The organism is Citrobacter sp. Cpo100 (assembly GCF_030332595.1).
In the GTDB taxonomy this organism is placed as follows: Bacteria; Pseudomonadota; Gammaproteobacteria; order Enterobacterales; family Enterobacteriaceae; genus Citrobacter; species Citrobacter portucalensis.
The window spans coordinates 557731-581883 of the sequence record NZ_JAOWHM010000037.1; the positions used below are offsets into that span (position 1 = coordinate 557731).

Sequence of the window (24153 nt, forward strand, 5' to 3'; positions counted from 1 at the left end):
TTTGAAAATATAAGTCAGGAAAATAAAACAGTGGAGAAAGTCTAAGGTATGACGACCAGGATCAGCTTGAGATAGCGCAATTTTTCGTACAACAGTTAAAAAATGTTAACCCTGTAATAGACGAATCAACAAAGAACCGTTATACATCGCGTCCTTCACGAGTGCCGCACCCGCCATCGTCCCCTGATTGGTAAACTGCGTACTTTCAACGACTATATGCTGACTGTAAGCCGGAAGCGCCTGCTGGCGAATGCTGTCAGCGATGGTTGGGAACAAGATATCTGCCGCTTTACTGAGCGGAGAGCCAATCAATATCTTTTGCGGGTTGAACAAATTCACCATGATGGCAAGAATTCGACCGACGTGGGTCCCAACGCCGCTAATGATATCTTTCGCCAATAAATCACCCTGCATGGCCGCCAGACACAGCGCGTCTACCGTTAACGGTTGCCCATGTAGAGAAGAACTCATTGACTGCTTCAGGCGCACCTGCGCCAATTCGAGCACGCTATCGACGCTGGCGATTGTTTCCAGACAACCATGGTTGCCGCAATAGCAGCGTTTACCGTAGGGATCGACCTGCGTATGACCAATCTCCACCAGGCTACTGCTGCCTGCATGCAGCAAATGGCCGTCAGTGATCACCCCTGCACCCACGTTATGATCGATCACCACCTGAATGACGTCGCGCGCACCGCGCGATGCGCCAAAAAGCGCCTCGGCCATCGTCCAGGCGCTGATATCGTGCTGAATATACACCGGCACGCCGGTATGGTTCTCAAGCGCTTCGCCCAACGGCATCTCTTTGACATCTTCGTAAAATGGCATGCGATGAACGATACCGTTTTCAGTATCGATAATACCGGGTAAGGTGATGGCGATGGAGGTTAAGCGCTCCAGCTTTTGCTGGTGGCGGATGAAAAACTGATCGACCTGGGTAATAACGCGTTCCAGCAGAGGCGTTTCACTGACCAGCGCCATTTCCAGACAATCTTCAACCACCAGCTTGCTGCTCAGATCGCGTAGCGCCAGAAAAATCTCGCCACGACTGATACGAATGGATAAGTAGTGCCAGGCCTCCGTTTCGACAACCAGCCCAACGGCCGGACGACCACGGCTACCCGCTTCCTTGATTTCCAGCTCTTGCACCAGATGCGCTTCGAGCATTTCGCGGACAATTTTGGTAATGCTGGCAGGCGCCAATTGTGCCAGGCGGGAGAGATCAATACGCGATACCGGACCCAGCTGATCAATCAGGCGATAAACCGCACCCGCATTGGTCTGCTTAATTTGATCGATATGCCCAGGCTGACTATCAGCAACCACCACTTACTCCCTTTATTTTCGCGCTCCGAAATAATCTGCGGGCTATGGTGAAGCACTTCAATGGCTTCCGTCAACTTTTTACTTAGCCTTGTGATTTACTGCACATTTTCGCCCATTTTTAAACTAAATTAACCGCTCTTAACGGCCGCCAGAAGCTGCTCGCGAAAGCGTTGCGCGGCGTGACTTTGCTCATGATGCTTTGGCCACACTAACCACATTTCCGAGACAGCATCTTCTTCCGCTATCGGGATCCAACACATTTCATACAGTTGCACCCGTTTAAAAGAAGCAGGAAGTATAGAAACCCCTAATCCTGCGGCCACCAGCCCAATGATAGTCATCGCCTCGCCAACCTCCTGTGCAATCGTCGGCTTCAGTCCATAGCGACGCATCAGGCCCAGAATATCGTCATACAACCCTGTCCCCACATGGGGGTCAAAAAAGACAAATGGCTCATTCGCCAGCTCGGCCAACGTGACCACGGGTTTTTGCGCCAACGGATGCGCGCGTGGGATCATCGCCATCAGTGGTTCATGCAGAATGATTTCACGCTCCAGCGTTTCCGGAAGCTGCGTATTACGCAGAAGTCCCAAATCCAGCGTTCCTTCATTGAGCGGGGCAATTTGCTCACGCGTGTTCATTTCACGGGTTTGCATATGCACTGCCGGGTAGCTTTGGCGAAACAGAGATAACGTATCTGAAACCGCTTTGATAAACGGCGCGGACGACGTAAAGCCGATACGTAATTCCCCTGCTTCTCCCAGATGCAAACGCTCAGCCCTGGCGGCGGCTTCATTAACCAGCCCGAGGATCTGCCGACTGTCCGCCAGAAACTGCTTTCCGGCAGAGGTCAGTGCCACGCTACGGTTAGTTCGGGCAAGTAACCGGGCGCCAACCTGCTGTTCAAGGATCTGGATCTGCTGACTTAGCGGCGGTTGCGAAATGTTTAACCGCGCCGCCGCCCGACCAAAATGCAACTCTTCGGCAACGGCCACAAAGTAACGTAAATGACGCAGTTCGATATTCATATTTTTAAAATATTATTTGAGATTATTAATATATTAGACAGAATATTGTGATTTTCATACTCTTAAGGCTGGTCCTGTAGACGTAATTGAATGAGCAAGGATTTCAAGTGAGCCGTACAACAACTGTCGATACCGCGCCAACAAGCGATGTTGATGAACAGATAGTTACCCCGCCGGATGGATTTATCAAACGCGGAACATCCCCATTTATGCGCGTCACGCTGGCGCTGTTTTCCGCCGGACTGGCGACTTTTGCCCTCCTCTATTGCGTACAACCCATACTGCCAGTGCTCTCGCACGAGTTTGGGGTTTCTCCCGCAAGCAGCAGTATCTCGCTTTCCATCTCGACGGCGATGCTGGCGATAGGGTTACTGTTTACCGGCCCACTTTCAGATGCTATTGGCCGCAAGCCGGTGATGGTTACCGCGCTGCTGCTCGCCTCTTGTTGTACGCTGCTTTCAACGATGATGACCAGCTGGCACGGTATTTTAATCATGCGTGCTCTGATAGGACTTTCACTGAGCGGCGTCGCAGCGGTAGGGATGACCTATCTGAGTGAAGAAATTCATCCCAGTTTCGTCGCCTTCTCAATGGGCCTGTATATCAGCGGTAACTCAATTGGCGGAATGAGTGGTCGCTTGATCAGCGGCGTGTTTACCGACTTTTTTAACTGGCGTATCGCGCTGGCGGCGATCGGCTGTTTTGCCCTTGCCTCTGCGCTGATGTTCTGGAAAATCTTACCGGAATCCCGTCATTTCAGACCCACATCGCTGCGCCCGAAAACGTTGTTTATCAACTTCCGTTTGCACTGGCGCGACAAAGGTTTGCCGCTGCTGTTTGCGGAAGGTTTTTTACTGATGGGATCGTTTGTCACGCTGTTTAATTATATCGGCTACCGCCTGATGCTCTCCCCGTGGGAGCTCAGCCAGGCGGTTGTAGGTTTGTTATCTGTGGCGTATCTGACCGGGACATGGAGTTCGCCAAAGGCGGGTTCTATGACCACTCGTTATGGTCGTGGCCCAGTAATGCTCTTTTCAACAGGCGTGATGCTGGTTGGACTTTTGATGACCCTGTTCACATCGCTATGGCTGATCTTCGCCGGGATGCTGCTCTTTTCAGCCGGGTTCTTTGCCGCGCACTCCGTAGCAAGCAGTTGGATTGGACCACGAGCAAAACGCGCTAAAGGCCAGGCTTCTTCCCTGTATCTGTTCAGCTATTATCTGGGATCCAGTATTGCCGGTACGCTGGGCGGTGTGTTCTGGCACAGCTATGGCTGGAACGGCGTGGGCGGATTTATCGCCCTGATGCTGGTGTTGGCGTTGCTGGTCGGTGCGCGTTTGCACCATCGTCTGCACGTATAATCCACGATGCCCGGGTTCCGGGCATCACCTTCATCACCCTGACTGTAACGTCTGAGCCGCCATCTGCAGAGCAACAACCGTCCCGTTCATCACTATATGCAGCAAAATTGGCATCAACAGACCGTTGCTTTTCAGTCTGGCCAGGATCAACACCTGCGACACAAGAAACAACATCAGCAACGTGCGTAGATCCACATACTGCGTATGCATGATGGCAAAAATGACCGATACCACCACTGACGACAGCCAGGTTTTATTATTGAACCAGTACTGGAACGCGTTGAATAAACAGCCTCTAAAAACAATTTCTTCATAAACTGGCGCGATAAATATCAGGGTCAACGTAGATAACCACAACGCATAACTACTTAAGGATATTTGGCTGGTCACCCACGCTTCAGTTTGTCTGAGACCCAAAATCAATGGCAGGATAAGCTGAATAAACAGCAGCGCCGCGAACAAAATGGCAAACCACCTGGCGTTGAAAATGCCTTTGCCCAGTCCCTCTCTTTTTCTAAAGAAGAAATAATACAGCGGAACCAGCACAACAAATTCCAGCGCAAACAGCAGCGGAAAAAGTAACCCTTTGGGAAGCAGGTCCTGACTCGCGGGGAAAAACAACGGGGTAAACGTGAGGCCAAACATCAGTAAAAACATTGAAAAGCAGCCAGCAACTGCTTTAGTCCTGGCGATATACAGGTTGTCGGCATCCTGTGACATACGATCTCCTTGCGCTCATCGAAGATAAGTTGATGAATTACCTATGCATGATAAAAATTCTCATTATCACTGACAACCTACCAACTTTTACGCAATGCCCATGAGTACAATGCCAAAACCCTCTTTACTCCGGAACTTCACCGTCAACTACTCAGAGGAGAATCCGCCAACGGCAACGAGAAACGGAAGCAGGCCCCTGCCGTTGAGTTAACCAGATGTATATCTCCTCCATGCAGTTCGAGCATTCTACGCACGATCAGTAAGCCCAGGCCGCCGCGCTCGGCCCGCTGCTCACGGGGAATTAACGCGGTCGGGCGCTGAAACAATACTTCTCGCACAGCGTCTTCTACCCCTGGCCCACTGTCCTGCACTTCGGCGAATAAACGGTCTTCATCACGCCAGACTTTTAGCCGCACTTCGCCTCCGTCAGGCGTATGACGGATAGCGTTATCCAGCAAATTCGTCACGACTCTTTCTATCATCGATAAATCGGCATTCACCAGCGGTAACGGCCCCGTTACGTCAAGGTGCAACTGCAAATGACGCGTGGCAACAGGGAGATCAAATTTCTGTGCCACATCCTGGATCAATTCACCAATAGCAAAACGTTCACGCTGCGGTTTTATACCGCCATGCTCCAGCCTTGCCAGCTCAAACAGCTGTTGTGACAGATGGCGAACTTTATGCCCCTGGCGCAGCGCGATGCTAAGATAATGCCGGTTTTCCTCCGGCGTCATCGTATCGGCTTTCAGCGACAGCATTTCCAGATACCCCAACAGTGAAGTCAACGGCGTGCGTAAATCGTGCGAAATATTGGCAATAAACTCTCTGCGCTGACGATCGCTGTCTGCTAATAAATCCCACTGCTGGGCAATTTTCTGCGCCAACTCGATAAACGCATTGTTCAGCAGCGCTATTTCATTCTCCGGTGCCGGTTCGGGATTTTTTTGTGCCAATTGTTTGATGACGGTAATGCTGTCCTTCTCCAGTTTTACCACCTGTCCGGTTAGCCTTTTTACTGGATTCGTCACCCATCGCCACACCAGAAAACCTGCAATTCCACCGGCTAATAAAACCAGTATTAACGTCCAGGCCACGGTATTCCAAAGCGTTTTTTGCCAGGCGGTATTCGCCAGCATATTCAGATCTTCGCCCTGCAGAATAATGTACAAATAGCCATGTAGCTCACCGTTATATAAAACTGGCGCGGCGCTGAATACCTTTTGCTGGCTGCTACGCGGATCGTTGCCATAGACGGGCAACGCATCTGAGTTAAGGAAATCCTGTATCGGCTGTACGCTAATTTTCTGCCGCTGGATATGCCCCGGCGGTGCGGCATCAGCAAGTATGTCACCTGACGGTGAAATCAGATACAGCTCCACGCTGGGGTTGAGCGTCATCAGGTGATTAAATAATCCTTTTAAGGTCTGGCGATTTATCTGCCCGCTGGTATCAATAAGCGACTCACTTTTGACAATCTTGCTCGCCAGCTCCAGCGAGAGCCTTTGCACCATGGCGTCGCCATACTGTTTACTGCTGCGGATCTGGACAGCGCTGACGGTAACCGCACAAATCAGCATAATGGCGGTAAAGACGAGGGTCAGACGCTGGCTCAGCGACAGGCGATAAATCATGGCTGATGCTCCGCGTTAACCGCAGCAAGCTTATAGCCTCGTCCCCAAACCGTGAGAATAATTTCCGGCTCGGCAGCATCCTTTTCAATTTTGGTCCGCAGGCGATTAATATGACTGTTCACCGTATGCTCATACCCTTCATGCTGGTAGCCCCACACCTGATCTAACAGCGCCTGACGCGAAAAGACCTCGCCTGGATGACGGGCGAAAAAATAGAGCAGATCGAATTCGCGCGGCGTTAAATCGAGGGATTTACCATGCAGCCGGACTTCCCGGGCTAATGGGTCAATCTCTACGCCATGAACGGCGATAATCCCCGCCTCCATACGTAGGTTCTGACTCATCGCTTCCTGACGACGAAACAATGCCTTTACCCGGGCCATCAACTCCAGCACCGAGAAAGGTTTGGCCAGATAATCATCGGCACCCATTTCCAGCCCCAATACACGGTGCGTTTCACTGGTGCGGGCGCTGATGATAATGACGGGCAAATAAAAACTCATTTGGCGAATGCGACGACAAATCTCCAGCCCGTCGACACCCGGCAGCATCAGATCGAGGATAACGGCATCCCAGACGTGTTTCTCCAGTTGTTCAAGCGCACGAGCTCCGTCTGCCTCATGAACAATCTCGTAACCCTCATCCTTCAGGCTAAGCTGCAAAAGTGAGGCAATATCGCTGTCATCTTCCACCAAAAATATCTTTTTCGCGCCTGCCATCAGTGTCATCCCCCTCTCGTCGTGCTGAAAGCTTACCTCAGGCAAGGGGCGGAAGTTATCACAAAATTTTTAACTTTTCGTGAGGATCCAGGGATACGCATGCGAGCAGTATGTCGTTATAGACACGTCAGACATCAACAGGGAAACGTCGCTTGTTTTCCTTAATATGAAAATAAGAAGGAAAAGTCATGCTAAAAAAACGTCCACTTCGGGAAGCAGATGTTACAGCCGAGTCAGTATTTTTTATGCAACGACGACAGATCCTCAAAGCACTTGGGATAGGTGCTGCTGCGGCCACGCTGTCCTCTCCTACACAGGCTAATTTGCTGGATTGGTTTAAAGGCAACGATCGTCCACCCGCCCCCGCAGGCAAAGCGCTTGAGTTCACAAAGCCCGAACGCTGGCAAAACAGCCTGTCTCTGACGCCAGAAGACAAGGTGACGGGCTACAACAATTTCTACGAATTTGGTCTGGATAAAGCCGATCCTGCCGCCAATGCCGGTAGCCTGAAAACCGATCCCTGGACGTTAACCATCAGCGGTGAGGTCAACAAACCTTTAACCTTGGATCATGATGCGCTGACCACACGCTTTCCATTAGAAGAATGTATTTATCGGATGCGTTGCGTTGAGGCCTGGTCGATGGTTGTGCCGTGGGTGGGTTTTCCGTTGCATAAATTACTGGCACTGGTTGAGCCAACCAGTCACGCCAAATACGTCGCTTTTGAAACACGCTACGCCCCTGATGAAATGCCGGGTCAGAAAGACCGCTTTATTGGCGGTGGGTTGAAATATCCCTATGTCGAAGGTCTTCGGTTGGATGAGGCTATGCACCCGCTCACACTTCTCACCGTAGGAGTATATGGCAAAGCATTGCCGCCGCAAAACGGGGCGCCGATACGCCTGACCGTACCCTGGAAATACGGCTTCAAGGGCATTAAATCGATAGTCAGTATCAAGCTGACGCGTGAACAGCCACCGACGACCTGGAATATGTCAGCACCGAATGAATACGGATTTTACGCCAACGTAAATCCGCAGGTCGATCACCCTCGCTGGTCTCAGGCTACTGAGCGTTTTATCGGTTCGGGTGGCATTCTCGATGTACAGCGACAGCCCACGTTACCTTTTAATGGTTATGCCGATGAGGTGGCATCGTTATATCAGGGCATGGATCTTCGGGAGTATTTTTAAGTGAGGTTGACTGCAAAACAGATAACCGGTCTGAAAGTGCTGCTGCATCTCGCCGGTTTTATACCCCTGCTATGGCTCTTCTGGGCCGCACAGCATGGCGGGTTGGGTGCCGACCCGGGAAAAGATATCCAGCACTTTACGGGCATTACCGCGCTGAAGTTTTTGCTGGCTACCCTGCTGGTATCGCCGCTTGCGCGCTATGCAAAGCAGCCTTTGTTGTTTCGTACCCGGCGGTTGTTAGGTTTATGGTGCTTTGCATGGGCCACACTGCATATAACCAGCTATGCTCTGCTGGAACTGGGTATACAAAACCTGGAATTGTTGGGTCGTGAACTGGTTTCACGCCCATGGCTAATGCTGGGTATGGCCGGTTGGATTATCTTATTCCTGTTGACGTTGACCTCGACACAAGCCGCTCAGCGTAAAATGGGCAAACGCTGGCAAACATTGCACAACTACGTCTACCTGGCCGCCATTTTGCTACCGCTGCATTATCTGTGGTCGGTAAAAGTGCTATCACCACTCCCTATTATCTACGCCATCTGTTTTGTAGTTCTGCTGGCTTTTCGCTATAAAAAGCTGTTACGGAAAACTGGGTACAAAGGTGTGTTTATGAAAAGTGAGTGAATCACGGTAAACTTCTTAACCACACCTAAACAGAACGAGAACAAAAAATGAGTAACAATGATAATTACCATCAGCTCACCCGCACGTTCCAGCGGCTCTCTCGCTTCTCCCACCTCTCGGCAATCGCCAGTTGGGACATGTTTACCATGATGCCGCCAGGAGGCAGTAAAGCCCGAGGCGAAGCGCTGGCCGAGCTGAGCGTGCTTGAGCACCAACTGTTAACCGATCCGAAAGTGGCAATGTGGATCGCCGCAGCGCAACAGGAAGCTCTCAACGATGTAGAACAGGCGAACCTGCGCGAAATGTCGCGATTGCATCACCAGGCATCCTTGTTGCCCGAATCGTTGGTAGAAGCAAAATCTCTTGCGGGAAGCCGCTGTGAGCATGCCTGGCGTAGCCAGCGACCAGCTAATGACTGGGAAGGATTTTCCGATAACCTGAAAGAAGTTGTGAAGTACAGCCGCGAAGAAGCCCGACTGCGCGCAGAAGCTAAAGGTTGTTCGCCGTATGACGCGCTACTGGACATCTTTGAACCAGGAATGACCAGCGCTCAGTTGGATGTCCTTTTCGCAGACGTTAAAAGCTGGCTGCCCGATCTGTTAAACAAGGTGGTGGCAAAGCAGTCTCAGCAGTCGCTCATCGCCCCGGTAGGTCCCTTCCCAACAGCTGTACAGCGAGAGCTGGGTCTTGAAACAATGGCACAGCTAGGTTTCGACTTTACCGCTGGTCGGCTGGATATCAGTGCACATCCTTTCTGTGGCGGCGTACCAGAAGATGTTCGCATTACCACCCGCTATGATGAAAACGAATTACTCAGCGCGCTGTTTGGCGTGATCCATGAAACCGGTCATGCGCGCTATGAGCAAAACCTGCCACGCAGCTGGTCTGGGCAACCTATTGCTCTGGCACGCTCAACCGCCATTCATGAGTCCCAGAGTCTGTTCTTTGAGATGCAACTGGGACGCAGTAAAGCCTTTCTGATGCGGTTGATTCCGGCTGTAACGCGCCACTTTGGCGATCAGGCAGCGTTTGAAGAAAGCAATTTCATCGCCTGGAACCAGCAGGTCAAACCCGGGTTTATCCGTGTTGATGCCGACGAGGTAAGCTATCCCGCTCACGTGATCCTGCGTTATGAAATCGAACGTGCGCTTATTAATGGCGATATTGAAGTGGATGATATCCCGGCATTGTGGAACGAGAAAATGCAGGCCTGGCTGGGGCTGTCAACGATCGGAAACTACCGTAACGGTTGTATGCAGGATATTCACTGGACTGACGGCGGCTTTGGCTACTTCCCTTCCTATACCTTAGGCGCCATGTATGCAGCGCAGTTGTTCAGTGCCGCTAACCGCGCATTGCCTGATTTGAATCAGTCTATTGCCCAAGGTGAGTTTGGTGCCCTGTTTGACTGGTTACGTCAGAACATCTGGCAGCATGGCAGCCGCTTTACTACTGAACAGCTTATTACCCAGGCAACCGGAGAGCCGCTCAGCAGCCGTTATTTCCGTTCTCATCTGGAAGCCCGCTATTTGTAATCTCATACCGTGAGTCATTGTACATATCGTTACACGCCGAAACCAATGACTCACGGAAGCCCTGTGTTTACAGCGATATAGTTATTTCAACGGCCCCGCAGTGGGGTTGAATGAAAAACCAAATCGAGGGTATGAGAATGAAAAAAGTATTAGCTCTGGTTGTTGCCGCTGCTATGGGTCTGTCTTCTGCTGCTTTTGCTGCTGAAACAACTGCTACTACCGCTCCGACTGCTGCTGCAACCACCAAAGCAGCGCCGGCAAAAACCACGCATCATAAAAAACAGCACAAAGCAGCGCCGCAGAAAGCGCAGGCTGCCAAGAAACACGCTAAAAAATCCACCACTAAACCGGCTGTAGAACAAAAAGCGCCAGAGCAGAAAGCTCAGGCTGCTAAAAAACACACCAAAAAAGCAGCAACCAAGCCAGCAGCAGAACAAAAAGCACCAGAGCAGAAAGCTCAGGCCGCTAAAAAACACACCAAAAAAGCCGTAAAACACGACACCGCTAAACCAGCAGCTCAACCTGCAGCATAACGCATTTGTAGTCACTATGGCGTCCCCCACGCCATAGCATACGGCGCTAGATCAACCTGATGTAGCGCCGCCTTTCGGAGGGTAAAATGGTGTCACATTACCGCTTTGAGTTCATTCTTATTACTCTGATAATTTGCGCCCTCATTGCCATGCATTTTTATCTTTCCTAAGTGTAGTTATCTGATTTTACTCCCACTTTCTCGCCGTCCCGTCTATAGTATTAACTGAGGGTTTGCTGTTTATAATCATAATTCCCCACCAGAGTGTGATATGCATAAAACCATTGCTGTATTACTGGGCTCAATTTGTTTTTTTCCTGTTGTTGCGCATGCGGATCAGCCAGCAACGACCACCGCTGAAGCAGAAAGCATAAAAACGCTGTTTTTTGGTCATGACGATCGCACGAAAGTAACGGACCCAACGCAATCACCGTGGGACGCTATCGGACAACTGGAAACCGCCAGTGGTAATCTGTGTACCGCCACGCTCATTTCACCGCATCTGGCCCTGACTGCCGGACACTGCTTGCTCGCTCCACCGAAAGGCAAACCGGATAAGGCCGTCGCGTTACGCTTTGTGTCGAAAAAGGGTGTCTGGCGCTATGAAATCCATGGAATCGAAGGGCGGGTTGATCCCTCACTAGGTAAGCGTTTGAAAGCCGATGGCGATGGCTGGATTGTGCCGCCATCAGCAGCCCCGTGGGATTTTGGTCTGGTGGTGCTGCGTTACCCGCCTTCCGGAATCACGCCCCTACCATTATTTGAAGGTGATAAAGCGGCGTTAACCGCGGCGCTGAAAACCGCCGATCGCAAAGTCACACAGTCGGGCTATCCGGAAGATCATCTGGACGATTTGTACACCCATCAGGATTGTGTGGTGACCGGCTGGGCGCAGAATACCGTCTTGTCGCACCAGTGCGACACGCTCCCGGGCGACAGCGGTTCACCGTTGATGCTGAAGACAGATTCAGGCTGGCAGTTGATTGGCGTACAAAGCTCCGCTCCGGCGGCGAAAGATCGCTGGCGAGCCGATAATCGCGCCATATCCGTGACCGGTTTTCGCGATAAGCTGGAAGAGTTGGCGCAGGAGTAACATATGCTGCCCGCATTAACGGGCAGCACGGATATCAGGCAAGTTTAATCATCACCATTCCGGCCAGCAGCAGCGCCACGCCGATCCAGCCTTTATTATTCAGGCGCTGACCAAACAACACCCAACCAGCCGCTAACGTCGCGGCAATCCCAAACCCGCCCCACAAAGCGTAGGCAACAGAAAGGTCAATACCTTTTACCGCCTGCGACAGCGCGCTAAAGGCCGCTAACACGGCAGCCAGCGACAACACGCCATAAATTTTGCGGCGAAATCCATCAGAAAATTTCAAAAAGACGTTAGCGACTATTTCCAGCACGATGGCCATGCCAAGCCAGGCACCATGAACCCACTCAAACTGCTGCATGGGTCACCTCTTTGCTCGTTTTGGCAGGTTTTCGAGTACCAGACTTAATCAGCACAATGCCTAATACCAGCGAGACCAGTCCAGCCACTTTCATCGTGGACAAGGTTTCGTCAAATAACAACACACTAAACAGCGTAATAAATAAAATACCGATACCTTCCCACAAGGCATAGGCCACACCAAGGGCAATTTTTTTAACAGCGAAACTAAGAAAAATATATGATAAGGCGATCATTACCAGCATTAAAATAAAGCCTGAATTACCATGGCCAACGCTTGCCCATTTCATTGACAGCGTACCAGTAATTTCAGCCGCGATGGCCAGACCTAATAATATCCAGTAAAACATGATGCTTCTCCTGCTTGAGAATATTGTCCTTTAGGCCTACTGCATGCAGTAAACCAAAAAAAAAAATTAGTTAGCTCAGCGCACAGCGCCAGCTCAGGCAGAAGAAGGGACTAAAGCGCGTTGCGCCAGTGTTGCTCACCCGCAAGCAAGAAAGTGGAGGAGGTACGAAGAAGTGTAGGTAAACGCAAAAACATCCTGAACATATTGTCCATAATATTACAATTATCCGCAGTGTTGCTTCTCATCATCGCGGATGATAATTGTCCTCGGTAGTTAAACACAGATGATTTGTATCATAGCTTCAAGACGAACTCAAAGTCTTTTCACTTCTTTACCTGCCCCGTTTGATTTTTGTTATAACGGCTCGACGCAAATCACATTATTATGCAGATTCAAAAATGAAAAATGCGGGAATACACATGGCGAAACCGATCATCACGCTTAACGGTCTAAAAATAGTCATTATGCTGGGCATGCTGGTTATCATCCTGAGCGGTATTCGCTTTGCCGCAGATATCATCGTCCCCTTTATTCTGGCGTTATTTATAGCCGTTGTGCTCAATCCCGTGGTGCAGCGGATGGTCAAGCTTCGCATACCGCGCGTAATTGCGGTGTCATTGCTTATCGTTATTATTGTAATGTTAATGGTGCTGCTGTTGGCGTATTTAGGTACATCCTTAAATGAACTTGCTCGAACGCTACCGCAATATCGCTCTTCACTGGTTATCCCACTGAAAAATCTTGAACCATGGTTACAACGCGCAGGGATCGGCGTTTCCGTGGACGAGATCGTCAAATATATCGATCCGAATGCGGCAATGACGCTGGTGACCAATTTACTGGCGCAGCTTTCAAATGCTATGTCATCGATATTTTTACTGCTACTGACGGTAGTTTTTATGCTGCTGGAAGTACCGCAACTGCCCAACAAACTCAAACAAATGATGAGTCGCCCCATTGAAGGTATGGCGGCGATTCAACGCGCCATCGACAGCGTCTCCCACTATCTGGTGCTTAAAACGGCAATCAGCATTGTGACCGGGTTGGTCGCCTGGGGCATGCTTGCTGCATTGGATGTGCGCTTTGCCTTTGTCTGGGGATTACTGGCCTTCGCCCTGAACTACATCCCTAATATCGGTTCTGTATTGGCGGCCATTCCCCCTATCGCTCAGGTGCTGGCATTCAGCGGTCTTTATGATGCGCTGGTTGTTCTGGCAGGCTATCTGGTCATCAACCTGGTATTCGGGAATATCCTCGAGCCGCGGATCATGGGCCGCGGGCTGGGGCTGTCTACGCTGGTGGTATTTCTGTCGTTAATCTTCTGGGGCTGGTTGCTCGGTCCCGTGGGGATGCTGCTTTCTGTGCCGCTGACCATCATCGTGAAAATCGCGCTTGAGCAAACCAACGGCGGTCAAAGCATTGCCGTGCTGCTTAGCGATCTGAACAAAGAATGAGTTTTCGCCCCGCCATTACGGGGCATTTCCTTTATCGTTTCACGCGGAAAGCCAAAACGGCGCTTAACAGCGTAAATAGCGCTATTATCCACGCCATGGTCCAGGGCGTGCCATCACTGAAGGCGGCCAGCAGCAACGATGAGATAATACCGCTGCCATATTGCAACGCGCCAATCAGCGCCGAAGCTGAACCCGCAATGTTCGGTACCGCGTCCAACGCCGCGGCAGTCGACGTCGCGGCAATAATGCCATTCATCGAGAACAGCAGAAAAATGGAAACGATAATGGCAACAATTCCTCCTGACTCCAGCTTAACCAGCAGTGCAAGCGCCACTGCGGCCAGCGCCGCCAGCATCGTCGCATATTTCAGCAGTTGTTCCAGAGCATGTCGTTGAACCAGACGACGGTTAACCACGCTCATCGCCATAACACCGATAATGTTTAGCGCAAACAACCAGCCGTAATGCTGTGGATCAACATGGTAATAGCTAATATAAACAAACGGTGACCCGGTAATAAACGCGTACGCACCGACGTAATAAAACGTCAGGCTCAGGGTATAGCGCATAAAACGCCCATTCGTTAACAACGAGCGGTAATTACGAAATGCGCCAGCCAAAGAGGCTTTCACTCGTTTATCTTCCGGCAATGTTTCGGGCAGCCAGTTTAGGGAGATAAACATCAGCGCACCAATCACCACCAGCAGCCAAAAAATTGAATGCCAGGTGCTCAGGCGAATAATTTGTCCGCCAATCAACGGTCCGGCGATTGGCGCAATCGCCATCACCAACACCAGGGTCGAGAGCATTTGCGCCGCACGAGTACGTGCAAAGAGATCGCGGATCATCGCTCGCGCCAGCATAGGTCCGGTACAGGCTCCAAGCGCCTGAAATACCCGCCAGAAAACAATTTGCGTGATACTTGTAGACAGCGCACACCCTGCGGAACCAATGATAAATAGCACCATGCCGATAAACAGCGGCTTGCGCCTCCCCATATGATCGCTAATCGGCCCCCAAATCAACTGTGCGATAGTAAAACCAATTAAGAAACCAGTAATCGTCAGCTCAACATTGCCATGTAAATCCTCGGCCATCGTCGGCATTGCTGGAAGATAAATATCGGTAGAAAGCGATGTAAAGGCCATCAGGCCACTGAGGATCAGAATAAAAGTAAGACCGGTCTGGCTTGCGGTAGTTACCGGTGAGGCATGTTCACGTGTACGCATAGTGCCCTGTCATGTTCTAAAAAGTCAGGTCGCAGTATATAGACAACGTATTGCCGTGATTAGACGGTTAAAACCGCATGAGTTTATGAACTGAGATCATGAATGGTGAAATCATATGCGTCATATTTTGTGACTGACTTCCAACAATTACCTTTCAGAAATGAATTCTACTCATAGGTCCATGCGAATTTCACAGACTAATCGTATCAACACAGATTTGCTAATCTGCAGCCAATGCAACGATGATGCTCAGGAGAACCCAATGAATACAACAGTTCTGAATAACGGTGTTGAGATGCCCCTGCTCGGATTTGGCGTTTATCAAATGACTGATGCCAGCGAATGTGAGCAAGCCGTACGGGATGCCATTGATACAGGATATCGCCTGATTGATACCGCTGCCTCCTACCAGAATGAAACTCAGGTCGGCAATGCTCTTAAGCAAAGCGGAGTCCCCCGCGAGGCGCTTTTTGTGACTACCAAACTGTGGTTACAGGATACCAACTATGCAGGCGCAAAGGCGCAATTCGCACGTTCTCTGCAACGGCTTCAACTGGATTATATTGACCTTTATTTGATTCATCAGCCCTATGGCGATGTGCACGGTGCCTGGCGCGCGATGGAAGAATTATATGAAGAAGGGAAAATCCGCGCGATTGGCGTGAGTAACTTTCATCCGGATCGTGTGGCGGATTTAATCGCTTTCAATCGCATTATTCCAGCCGTTAACCAGATTGAGGTGAATCCTTTTCATCAGCAGCCGCATGCCGTGGCCTGGATGCAGAGCCGGAATATTCAACCGCAAGCCTGGGCACCGTTCGCTGAAGGACGCAATGACCTGTTTCAGAACCCAGTCTTAGCGGCTATTGGTGAAAAATATGGCAAAAGCGTTGGTCAAGTCGTGCTGCGTTGGATTTATCAACGTGGGATTATTTCGCTGGCGAAAACCGTGCGTAAAACGCGGATGGCCGAGAATATTCAGGTGCTGGACTTTGCCCTAACGGCGGAAGAGATGACGCAAATTGCCGCGATGGACAGCGGGACCAGTGCGTTCTTCTCGCATCGCGATCCGGCTCGTGTGGAATGGATCACCCAGCGTAAACTGGATGTTTAAAAAAACGGCCTCCGCAGAGGCCGTCTTACTTTTACTGGCAATTACAACGCTTTCAGGATCGCATCCACGCTGGCTTTGGCATCGCCAAACAGCATATGGGTGTTATCTTTAAAGAACAGCGGGTTCTGCACACCTGCATAGCCGGTGTTCATTGAACGTTTGAACACAATTACGTTCTGCGCTTTCCACACTTCCAGCACCGGCATGCCGGCGATCGGGCTGCGCGGGTCATCCTGCGCAGCCGGGTTTACCGTATCGTTGGCACCAATGACCAGCACGGTATCGGTATCGGCGAAATCATCGTTGATCTCATCCATTTCCAGCACGATGTCATAAGGTACTTTGGCTTCCGCCAGCAGCACGTTCATATGACCTGGCAAGCGCCCTGCTACCGGGTGAATACCAAAACGCACTTTGATGCCGCGCGCGCGAAGTTTCTCAGTAATTTCCGCGACCGGATACTGTGCCTGAGCCACTGCCATGCCGTAGCCCGGGGTGATGATCACGGAGTGCGAGTTCTTCAGCATTTCTGCTGTGTCTTCCGCAGTAATCTCACGATGTTCACCCACTTCTTCATCAGACCCGGTAGAAGAACCGTCAGAACCAAAGCCGCCCGCAATAACGCTGAAAAATGAACGGTTCATCGCCTTACACATAATGTAAGACAGGATCGCACCAGAAGAACCGACCAGCGCACCGGTAACGATCAGCAGATCGTTGCTCAGCATAAAGCCCGCCGCCGCCGCCGCCCATCCTGAATAGGAGTTAAGCATTGAAACAACAACCGGCATATCCGCACCGCCAATGGACGCCACCAGATGCCAGCCAAAAGCCAGTGCAATAATGGTCATCACCAGCAGCGCCAGAACCTGCAGGCCCACGCTTTCGGTACGAACAAACACCACCAGCAGCAGGAAAGAAACAACCAGCGCCGCTAGGTTCATTTTGTGACGATTCGGCAGCATCAGCGGTTTAGAGGAGATCTTGCCGCGCAGTTTGCCAAAGGCCACCACAGAACCGGTAAAGGTCACCGCACCGATGAAGATACCCAGGAACACTTCCGTCAGGTGAATGTTCACCAGAATCGGCTCCAGGCCCGTATCGTGATACAGGTAGCTGTTGAACCCCACCAGTACCGCAGCCAGACCGACGAAGCTGTGCAGAATCGCCACCAACTCCGGCATCTCGGTCATTTCGACTTTCTTCGCCAGACGAATACCAATCGCGCCGCCGATGATCATCGCTACCAGGATCCACGCAACGTTGCCGGTATCCGGGCCAAAAATCGTAGCAATCAGCGCAATCGCCATCCCGGCGATGCCGTAGTTGTTACCCTGCTGAGAGGTTTCGTGTTTCGAAAGCCCCGCCAGACTAAAAATAAACAGGATCGCGGCAACAATGTATGCAGCTGTAACTAATCCTCCAGACATATGTTACCCCTTAGTTTTTCCGGAACATTTTCAGCATGCGCTGAGTCACGGTGAAGCCACCGAAAATATTAATGCTGGCAATAAGCACCGCGATAAAGCTCAGGAAACTCACCCAGCCACCCTGGCCAATTTGCAATAACGCCCCAACCACGATAATCCCCGAGATGGCGTTAGTCACAGACATCAGCGGAGTATGCAACGCATGTGACACATTCCAGACCACGTAGTAACCCACCACGCAGGAAAGCGCGAACACCGTAAAGTGACCAAGGAACTCTTTCGGCGCGACGTCGGCGAGCCAGCCAAACAAAATCACTACCAGCGCCATCAGCGCATATTTGCGCCACGGAGAGACAGGTTTTTTCTCTTCTTTCGGCGCAGGTGCGGCTTTTGGCGCTGCCTGCGGCTGAGCAGAAACCTGGATCGGAGGCGCAGGCCAGGTGATTTCACCCTCGCGAACCACCGTGACACCACGTACAACCACGTCGTCAAAATCGACAGTGATATTGCCGTCTTTCTCTTTGCACAACAGTTTGAGCAGGTTGACGAGGTTCGTGCCGTACAATTGGGAAGACTGCGTTGGCAAACGGCCAGGCAGATCGGTATAGCCGATAACCTTCACCCCGTTCTCGGTGGTGGTCACCTGATTAGGCACGGTATATTCGCAGTTACCGCCGTTTTGCGCGGCAAGATCGACAATTACGCTGCCCGCTTTCATCGAATCGACCATTTCACGAGTGATCAGTTTCGGGGCCGGTTTGCCCGGAATCAGCGCTGTGGTAACGATAATGTCGACGTCTTTCGCCTGCGCAGCGAAGAGTTCCATTTCAGCTTTGATGAACGCTTCGGACATCACTTTGGCATAGCCATCGCCGCTGCCCGCTTCTTCTTTAAAGTCCAGTTCAAGGAACTCTGCGCCCATACTCTGCACTTGTTCCTTCACTTCCGGACGGGTATCAAAAGCACGCACAATAGCACCCAGGCTGTTTGCCGCACCGATCGCCGCAAGACCTGCCACACCCGCACCAATCACCATGACCTTGGCAGGTGGAACCTTGCCTGCGGCGGTGATCTGGCCGGTGAAGAAGCGACCGAATTCATGTGCAGCTTCAACAATAGCGCGATACCCGGCGATGTTCGCCATCGAGCTTAAGGCATCCAGCGACTGTGCGCGCGAAATACGCGGCACGGAGTCCATCGCCATGACCGTCACGTTGCGCTCTGCAAGTTTTTGCAGCAGCTCAGGGTTTTGCGCGGGCCAAAGAAAACTCACCAGCGTCGTGCCCGGATTGAGTAACGGAATTTCCGCCTCCTCCGGCGCATTGACCTTCAGGATGATCTCTGACTGCCAGACTGCATTTCCATCAACAATTTCTGCGCCTGCTTGTACAAACGCCTTATCGTCAAAACTCGCCAGTTGACCTGCACCGCTTTCAACCGCGACGCTGAAACCCAGTTTAAGCAGCTGCTCAACCGTCTTCGGCGTGGCTGCAACGCGGGTTTCATTGGTTAACCGTTCTCTTGGTATGCCAATTCGCATAATGTTCCCTTCCATCTGTAATTATGATGATGGTTTATCAATGTTCGCACGAGGCATGCGCGCACTCTCGAAAGAGGTCAGTGTTACCTCAATAAAATAAAACAGTAACAAACTCTGTATAACCTACTGAAAATGACGCCTGTGATCTAGCGCCAAAAAACAGTATTTATTATGAAATTCGCAAAATAGAGATGAATCGAACCTCAGACAGATAAAATGCCCTAAAAATAGCCCACAAAGGCTGATAATTCGCTCAAGCGAAGCGGCAAAACATGATTACGTACCTGCCAAAAACAATTAATTAACATTAAATTAACTTATGAAATTCAACTACTTTATCAGTTTTGGTCACCAAACGCCGAAATTTTCGGCATATCACAAAATGTTATCGCTGTTGTTACCTAACGTGACACGATGAGTGAAAAATGACGCAGACACTGACACAATTTAAATGCAATAATCAGCGACGTTTCTAGTCAATAACAATACCAGTACCTGGTTTGCGCAAGGCGAAGGATTATTTTTATGAAGCTTAAGAACACTCTCCTGGCGTCCGCACTAATTTCTGCGACTGCTTTTTCTGTAAATGCAGCGACAGAATTGACGCCGGAGCAAGCGGCTGCCCTGAAACCCTATGACCGCATTGTGGTCACCGGTCGTTTTAATGCTATCGGTGATGCGGTTGCTGCCGTTTCACGCCGTGCAGATAAAGACGGTGCAGCCTCCTTTTATGTTGTTGATACCTCAGATTTTGGCAGCGGCGGTAACTGGCGCGTTGTTGCCGACGTCTATAAAGCCGACGCTAAAAAAGCGGAAGCGTCAAAAAACCGTGTCATTAACGGCGTTATGGAATTGCCAAAAGATCAGGCCGTTCTGATAGAACCTTACGACACCGTTACAGTGCAAGGTTTCTACCGTAGCCAGCCTGAAGTAAACGATGCCATCACCAAAGCAGCGAAAGAGAAAGGTGCTTACTCCTTCTATATCGTGCGTCAGGTCGATGCCAACCAGGGCGGCAACCAGCGTATTACTGCATTCATCTATAAAGCTGATGCGAAAAAACGCATTGTACAAAGCCCTGATGCGATCCCAGCAGATTCAGATGCTGGTCGTGCCGCATTAGCAGCAGGTGGCGAAGCCGCGAAGAAAGTTGAGATCCCGGGCGTAGCAACTACCGCTTCTCCGAGTGCTGAAGTTGGCCGCTTCTTCGAAACGCAATCCACTAAAGGCGGACGTTACACTGTCACGCTGCCGGATGGAACCAAAGTTGAAGAGCTGAACAAAGCGACCGCCGCCATGATGGTACCGTTCGACAGCATCAAGTTCACCGGTAACTACGGCAACATGACGGAAGTCTCTTATCAGGTAGCAAAACGCGCAGCGAAGAAAGGCGCGAAGTACTATCACATTACCCGCCAGTGGTCAGAACGTGGTAACAACGTGACGATCAGCGCCGATCTGTATAAGTAATACCCAATGCCTTATCAGGTCTACAGTCCTTGTAGACCTGATAATTTCGCGCAGTTCTGTTTCCAGATAAAACAAAAACAGCAGTATTAAGACAACTTTTCACACTATTAGTCACAAATCTCTCTATCCCCATTGCATGCGTTCTCTTCTCTCCGTAAAATCCCGCGCCTTAGTGGCTTTCACCATTTTTATGCGGTTTGCCAAAATAATTATTCTCTCACTCTCGTTTTTGTAACTGGATACAAATGGAAAAGAAATTGGGTCTGAGCGCACTGACCGCGCTGGTTTTAAGCTCAATGCTCGGCGCTGGCGTTTTCAGCCTGCCACAAAATATGGCGGCAGTAGCCAGCCCGGCTGCATTACTAATTGGTTGGGCGATTACCGGTGCGGGTATTCTTTTGCTCGCCTTTGCCATGCTGATCCTGACGCGTATCCGTCCTGAACTGGACGGCGGTATCTTCACCTATGCACGTGAAGGTTTCGGCGAGTTGATTGGCTTCTGCTCTGCGTGGGGATACTGGCTGTGCGCTGTTATCGCTAACGTTTCGTATCTGGTCATCGTCTTCTCTGCGCTCAGTTTCTTTACCGACACACCGGAATTACGTCTGTTCGGCGACGGTAATACCTGGCAGTCGATTGTCGGCGCATCGGTACTGTTATGGATAGTCCATTTTCTGGTGTTGCGGGGAGTACAAACCGCGGCCAGCATTAACCTGGTCGCTACTCTGGCAAAACTATTGCCGCTAGGCCTCTTTATCGTGCTGGCATTCATGCTGTTTAAGCTCGACACCTTTACTCTCGATTTTACCGGCGTCGCGTTGGGCGTGCCTGTCTGGGAGCAGGTCAAAAACACCATGCTCATCACCCTGTGGGTTTTCATTGGTGTGGAAGGCGCGGTGGTGGTATCTGCCCGCGCCAGAAATAAACGCGATGTTGGTCGCGCCACGCTGTTAGCTGTACTCGCCGCACTGGGCGTTTACCTGTTAGTCACCCTGCTATCCCTCGGCGTTGTCGCGCGACCAGAACTGGCAGAGATCCGCAATCCATCAATGGCCGGTCTGATGGTTAAAATGATGGGGCCATGGGGCGAAATTATTATTGCCGCGGGTCTGATTGTTTCCGTGTGCGGTGCCTATTTAAGCTGGACGATTATGGCGGCGGAAGTGCCGTTCCTCGCCTCCACGCACAAAGCGTTTCCGCGTATTTTTGCGCGACAGAATGCACAGGGTGCGCCATCGGCATCGCTGTGGCTAACCAACATCTGTGTACAAATCTGTCTTGTGCTAATCTGGCTCACAGGCTCCGACTACAATACGTTACTGACAATCGCCTCAGAGATGATTCTGGTGCCCTATTTGCTGGTCGGCGCATTTCTGTTAAAAATTGCCACCCGTCCGATTCATAAGGCTGTCGGTATCGGCGCGAGTATTTATGGCATCTGGTTATTGTATGCGTCAGGTCCGATGCATCTGCTGCTGTCTGTAGTGTTGTATGCGCCAGGGCTGTTGGTTTTCCTTTATGCCCGTAAAACGCACACGCATGAAAACGTATTAAAACGCCAGGAGATGGCGCTGATCGGCCTGCTGCTTGTTGCTGCTGTGCCAGCTACCTGGATGCTGATAGGCTAACGTTATACCCATCGCTGGCTTCGGAAAATATCAGACTATGAATATCCTGATAAAGGATTATCGGGATATCATGGTTAACGCTGATTAATCGAAAATAATCGCTCTCGCTCTCCCTTCATGCTTGCCCCCCACACTATTTGTTGCTGCGTGTGAAGCGCTTATCACGGCTCTCCAGATGATGACTCATCACAAGGTGTGATCCCCCTATTGAGTTCGAGTTACTCTTTCTACACTTCACAATCGCAAACTGCTTTACGGCGCAACAGTCAGTCACGATCACCTGCTTTATCTTCTTATGAATCACAACATAACATACAGAAACACATCATAACCTTCTCAATTCTTTGTTCACTTTTCATATTGATAAAAGATAAAAAAGAAACACTTAACGAACACATACACATCATAATATATGGATAAATAAAAGAACAATTAATCATCACACAATTAACTATTTGTGATTTATCTTGTGTTGAGTTTATCATGCAGTTGTGTTGGTGTTTGTGTTTGATGATAATGCAACCCGTGCGCTGGTCCCACCAGCTACACTCCCCTCGTCAATTATGTCGGAAATAAAAAAGGTTTATTAATAGCTGCTACTGCATCGATTAATTATGTAATCGGCAGTATTTAGTCATTGAGGGACAAACAAAATGAGAAATAAAGAATTAATGATGACACCCCCTATTAATCCTAAATGGAGTATTAAAATGTTTAAGAAATCAGTGGTTGCAGTATTAATAGTTCTTCCAATGTCTGCTTTTGCTCATGGTCACGGTGGCCATGGAGGTATGGGCGGTCACAATTTTGGTGGCCATGGCCATGGTGGTAACATTGGTCATGCTTTTAGTGGTCATTCGTTTGGTGGTCACTTTGCGGAGCGCATGAATGCAGGTGGTGGCTTCACAGGATTCTCTAAAGGCTCCATCAATATGAGCGATCACCCCATTGCAGATAACACGACACGTTCCATCAGTGTGAAAGATGGTGTCGTTACTAAAAACATTGCCTACAACGGTGTTAATGAACAATATTCTGCGACAACCACAATCAGTCAAGAAACAGGTGTGGTTCGTACCTCAACAGTTACTCGTGATGGTGTGACCAAAACAGCATCAACTGTTGTGTCGCCTGAAATGCGTTCCCACACCGTTGACGTGACGAACGGTGATGTAACGCATTTCTCCGACCATAGCTATGTTGAAGGCGTTGGCGGCCTGTCGATTCACGGCACTAAAGAAGGTGATGAAGCTATTGGTACAGTCACTGCATACAACGATGTATCCAACGCAGTGAAAACTACCCACGCGCTCAAAAACGCTGACCTGACTCGTGTAGCATCAACAGTGATTGCACCAACCATGCGTACTCATAATGTTATGGTGAAAGAAGGTGATCTCACAATCACTCACCTTCGTGGTTATGTTGGAAATGAGACTGTTGGGTATGGTTTCTCTAAGGGCGTAGCTAAAGAAGATGGTTATGCAATCGAAACTTCAGTCAACTCACTTGGCATAGCAACTGTTGGGGCATATGGCCCTAGTCACTATGCAGAGAAGGCAGAAAATCTGAAAACGGGTGAAGTGAAAACAATCACCGATATCACTCCGCCACAACCACAACCAACTCCAGTTGTCGTACACGTTGTACCCGTAACTCCTCTGACTCCTGCGACGCCTGTAAATCCTCCTGTCGTGGTTCACGTTGTTCCAGCATCAACGATTACCCCAGCCACTCCAGCGACTACCGTGTATAACGATAAACTCGGTGATAGTGTCATCTTGTATTGGAATATCTAAACTAAATGA

Annotated in this window: 23 protein-coding genes; 12 read left to right on the plus strand and 11 right to left on the minus strand. The window is 50.3% G+C overall.

Annotation, left to right across the window (positions count from 1 at the left end; all coding sequences use genetic code 11):
* Positions 1 to 105 precede the first annotated feature (105 nt).
* Positions 106 to 1326, minus strand: a complete 1221-nt coding sequence (mlc, locus tag OGX96_RS18210; protein ID WP_204191717.1) for a sugar metabolism global transcriptional regulator Mlc — start codon at positions 1324 to 1326, stop codon at positions 106 to 108.
* A 128-nt stretch (positions 1327 to 1454) separates the two neighbouring features.
* Positions 1455 to 2354, minus strand: a complete 900-nt coding sequence (gene ynfL, locus OGX96_RS18215; protein WP_286583821.1) for a multidrug efflux transcriptional activator YnfL/SxtR(Kp) — start codon at positions 2352 to 2354, stop codon at positions 1455 to 1457.
* A gap of 107 nt (positions 2355 to 2461) precedes the next feature.
* On the opposite strand from ynfL, the gene ynfM reads away from it, so the two are divergent.
* Positions 2462 to 3715, plus strand: coding sequence for a multidrug efflux MFS transporter YnfM/SxtP(Kp) (gene ynfM / locus OGX96_RS18220; RefSeq protein WP_003832886.1), 1254 nt, complete (start codon positions 2462 to 2464; stop codon positions 3713 to 3715).
* Between the two features lie 33 nt (positions 3716 to 3748).
* On the opposite strand, the gene OGX96_RS18225 is transcribed toward ynfM, so the two are convergent.
* The 3 genes from OGX96_RS18225 to OGX96_RS18235 form a co-directional block, all read right to left on the minus strand.
* Positions 3749 to 4435, minus strand: a complete 687-nt coding sequence (locus tag OGX96_RS18225) for a CPBP family intramembrane glutamic endopeptidase (protein WP_286583823.1) — start codon at positions 4433 to 4435, stop codon at positions 3749 to 3751.
* Positions 4436 to 4578: 143 nt separating this feature from the next.
* On the minus strand, positions 4579 to 6069 hold the full coding sequence (locus OGX96_RS18230; RefSeq protein WP_286583825.1) for a sensor histidine kinase: 1491 nt from the start codon (positions 6067 to 6069) through the stop codon (positions 4579 to 4581).
* Positions 6066 to 6788, minus strand: a complete 723-nt coding sequence (locus OGX96_RS18235; RefSeq protein ID WP_286584221.1) for a winged helix-turn-helix domain-containing protein — start codon at positions 6786 to 6788, stop codon at positions 6066 to 6068. The genes OGX96_RS18230 and OGX96_RS18235 overlap by 4 nt, the downstream gene beginning before the upstream one ends.
* 188 nt (positions 6789 to 6976) lie before the next feature.
* On the opposite strand from OGX96_RS18235, the gene msrP reads away from it, so the two are divergent.
* From msrP to OGX96_RS18260, 6 genes are all read left to right on the plus strand, one after another.
* Positions 6977 to 7981, plus strand: coding sequence for a protein-methionine-sulfoxide reductase catalytic subunit MsrP (msrP, locus tag OGX96_RS18240; RefSeq protein WP_286583827.1), 1005 nt, complete (start codon positions 6977 to 6979; stop codon positions 7979 to 7981).
* Positions 7982 to 8608 (plus strand): protein-methionine-sulfoxide reductase heme-binding subunit MsrQ, encoded by a 627-nt coding sequence (gene msrQ / locus OGX96_RS18245; RefSeq protein ID WP_128611551.1) that lies wholly within the window; start codon positions 7982 to 7984, stop codon positions 8606 to 8608.
* 47 nt (positions 8609 to 8655) lie between these two features.
* On the plus strand, positions 8656 to 10143 hold the full coding sequence (locus OGX96_RS18250) for a carboxypeptidase M32 (protein ID WP_125363467.1): 1488 nt from the start codon (positions 8656 to 8658) through the stop codon (positions 10141 to 10143).
* A gap of 137 nt (positions 10144 to 10280) precedes the next feature.
* Positions 10281 to 10676: an acid resistance repetitive basic protein Asr gene (gene asr, locus OGX96_RS18255; protein ID WP_048214236.1), complete on the plus strand. Its 396-nt coding sequence runs from the start codon at positions 10281 to 10283 to the stop codon at positions 10674 to 10676.
* A gap of 86 nt (positions 10677 to 10762) precedes the next feature.
* Positions 10763 to 10846, plus strand: coding sequence for a small membrane protein YdgU (gene ydgU / locus OGX96_RS22730; RefSeq protein ID WP_049259791.1), 84 nt, complete (start codon positions 10763 to 10765; stop codon positions 10844 to 10846).
* Positions 10847 to 10946: 100 nt separating this feature from the next.
* On the plus strand, positions 10947 to 11768 hold the full coding sequence (locus OGX96_RS18260) for a trypsin-like serine peptidase (protein ID WP_008784714.1): 822 nt from the start codon (positions 10947 to 10949) through the stop codon (positions 11766 to 11768).
* 34 nt (positions 11769 to 11802) lie between these two features.
* Here OGX96_RS18260 and mdtI read toward each other — a convergent pair whose 3' ends face one another.
* The 3 genes from mdtI to OGX96_RS22735 all read right to left on the minus strand — a co-directional run bounded on the left by mdtI (position 11803) and on the right by OGX96_RS22735 (position 12762).
* Positions 11803 to 12132 (minus strand): multidrug/spermidine efflux SMR transporter subunit MdtI, encoded by a 330-nt coding sequence (gene mdtI, locus OGX96_RS18265; RefSeq protein WP_003832870.1) that lies wholly within the window; start codon positions 12130 to 12132, stop codon positions 11803 to 11805.
* Entirely contained in the window at positions 12119 to 12484 is a 366-nt protein-coding gene (mdtJ, locus tag OGX96_RS18270) for a multidrug/spermidine efflux SMR transporter subunit MdtJ (RefSeq protein ID WP_162623449.1), read from the minus strand. The genes mdtI and mdtJ overlap by 14 nt, the downstream gene beginning before the upstream one ends.
* A gap of 107 nt (positions 12485 to 12591) precedes the next feature.
* A complete protein-coding gene (locus OGX96_RS22735; protein WP_087050578.1) occupies positions 12592 to 12762 on the minus strand; it encodes a protein YdgV in 171 nt (56 codons plus the stop codon).
* 138 nt (positions 12763 to 12900) lie between these two features.
* On the opposite strand from OGX96_RS22735, the gene OGX96_RS18275 reads away from it, so the two are divergent.
* Positions 12901 to 13935: an AI-2E family transporter gene (locus OGX96_RS18275; protein WP_286583830.1), complete on the plus strand. Its 1035-nt coding sequence runs from the start codon at positions 12901 to 12903 to the stop codon at positions 13933 to 13935.
* A gap of 31 nt (positions 13936 to 13966) precedes the next feature.
* Here the strand turns inward: OGX96_RS18275 and OGX96_RS18280 are convergent, their stop codons facing one another.
* On the minus strand, positions 13967 to 15163 hold the full coding sequence (locus tag OGX96_RS18280; protein WP_048235417.1) for a multidrug effflux MFS transporter: 1197 nt from the start codon (positions 15161 to 15163) through the stop codon (positions 13967 to 13969).
* A 262-nt stretch (positions 15164 to 15425) separates the two neighbouring features.
* Here OGX96_RS18280 and OGX96_RS18285 point away from each other — a divergent pair, with 262 nt between their 5' ends.
* Positions 15426 to 16277: an aldo/keto reductase gene (locus OGX96_RS18285; RefSeq protein ID WP_286583832.1), complete on the plus strand. Its 852-nt coding sequence runs from the start codon at positions 15426 to 15428 to the stop codon at positions 16275 to 16277.
* 41 nt (positions 16278 to 16318) lie between these two features.
* On the opposite strand, the gene pntB is transcribed toward OGX96_RS18285, so the two are convergent.
* Both pntB and pntA read right to left on the minus strand, forming a co-directional pair.
* On the minus strand, positions 16319 to 17707 hold the full coding sequence (pntB, locus tag OGX96_RS18290; protein ID WP_003832859.1) for a Re/Si-specific NAD(P)(+) transhydrogenase subunit beta: 1389 nt from the start codon (positions 17705 to 17707) through the stop codon (positions 16319 to 16321).
* A 10-nt stretch (positions 17708 to 17717) separates the two neighbouring features.
* On the minus strand, positions 17718 to 19247 hold the full coding sequence (gene pntA / locus OGX96_RS18295) for a Re/Si-specific NAD(P)(+) transhydrogenase subunit alpha (protein ID WP_003028945.1): 1530 nt from the start codon (positions 19245 to 19247) through the stop codon (positions 17718 to 17720).
* Positions 19248 to 19772: 525 nt separating this feature from the next.
* Here pntA and ydgH point away from each other — a divergent pair.
* From ydgH to OGX96_RS18310, 3 genes are all read left to right on the plus strand, one after another.
* Positions 19773 to 20717, plus strand: a complete 945-nt coding sequence (ydgH, locus tag OGX96_RS18300) for a DUF1471 family protein YdgH (protein WP_286583835.1) — start codon at positions 19773 to 19775, stop codon at positions 20715 to 20717.
* Between the two features lie 245 nt (positions 20718 to 20962).
* Positions 20963 to 22345, plus strand: a complete 1383-nt coding sequence (locus tag OGX96_RS18305; protein ID WP_048214240.1) for an amino acid permease — start codon at positions 20963 to 20965, stop codon at positions 22343 to 22345.
* Between the two features lie 653 nt (positions 22346 to 22998).
* Positions 22999 to 24144 (plus strand): hypothetical protein, encoded by a 1146-nt coding sequence (locus tag OGX96_RS18310; RefSeq protein WP_167819913.1) that lies wholly within the window; start codon positions 22999 to 23001, stop codon positions 24142 to 24144.
* Positions 24145 to 24153: the final 9 nt, after the last annotated feature.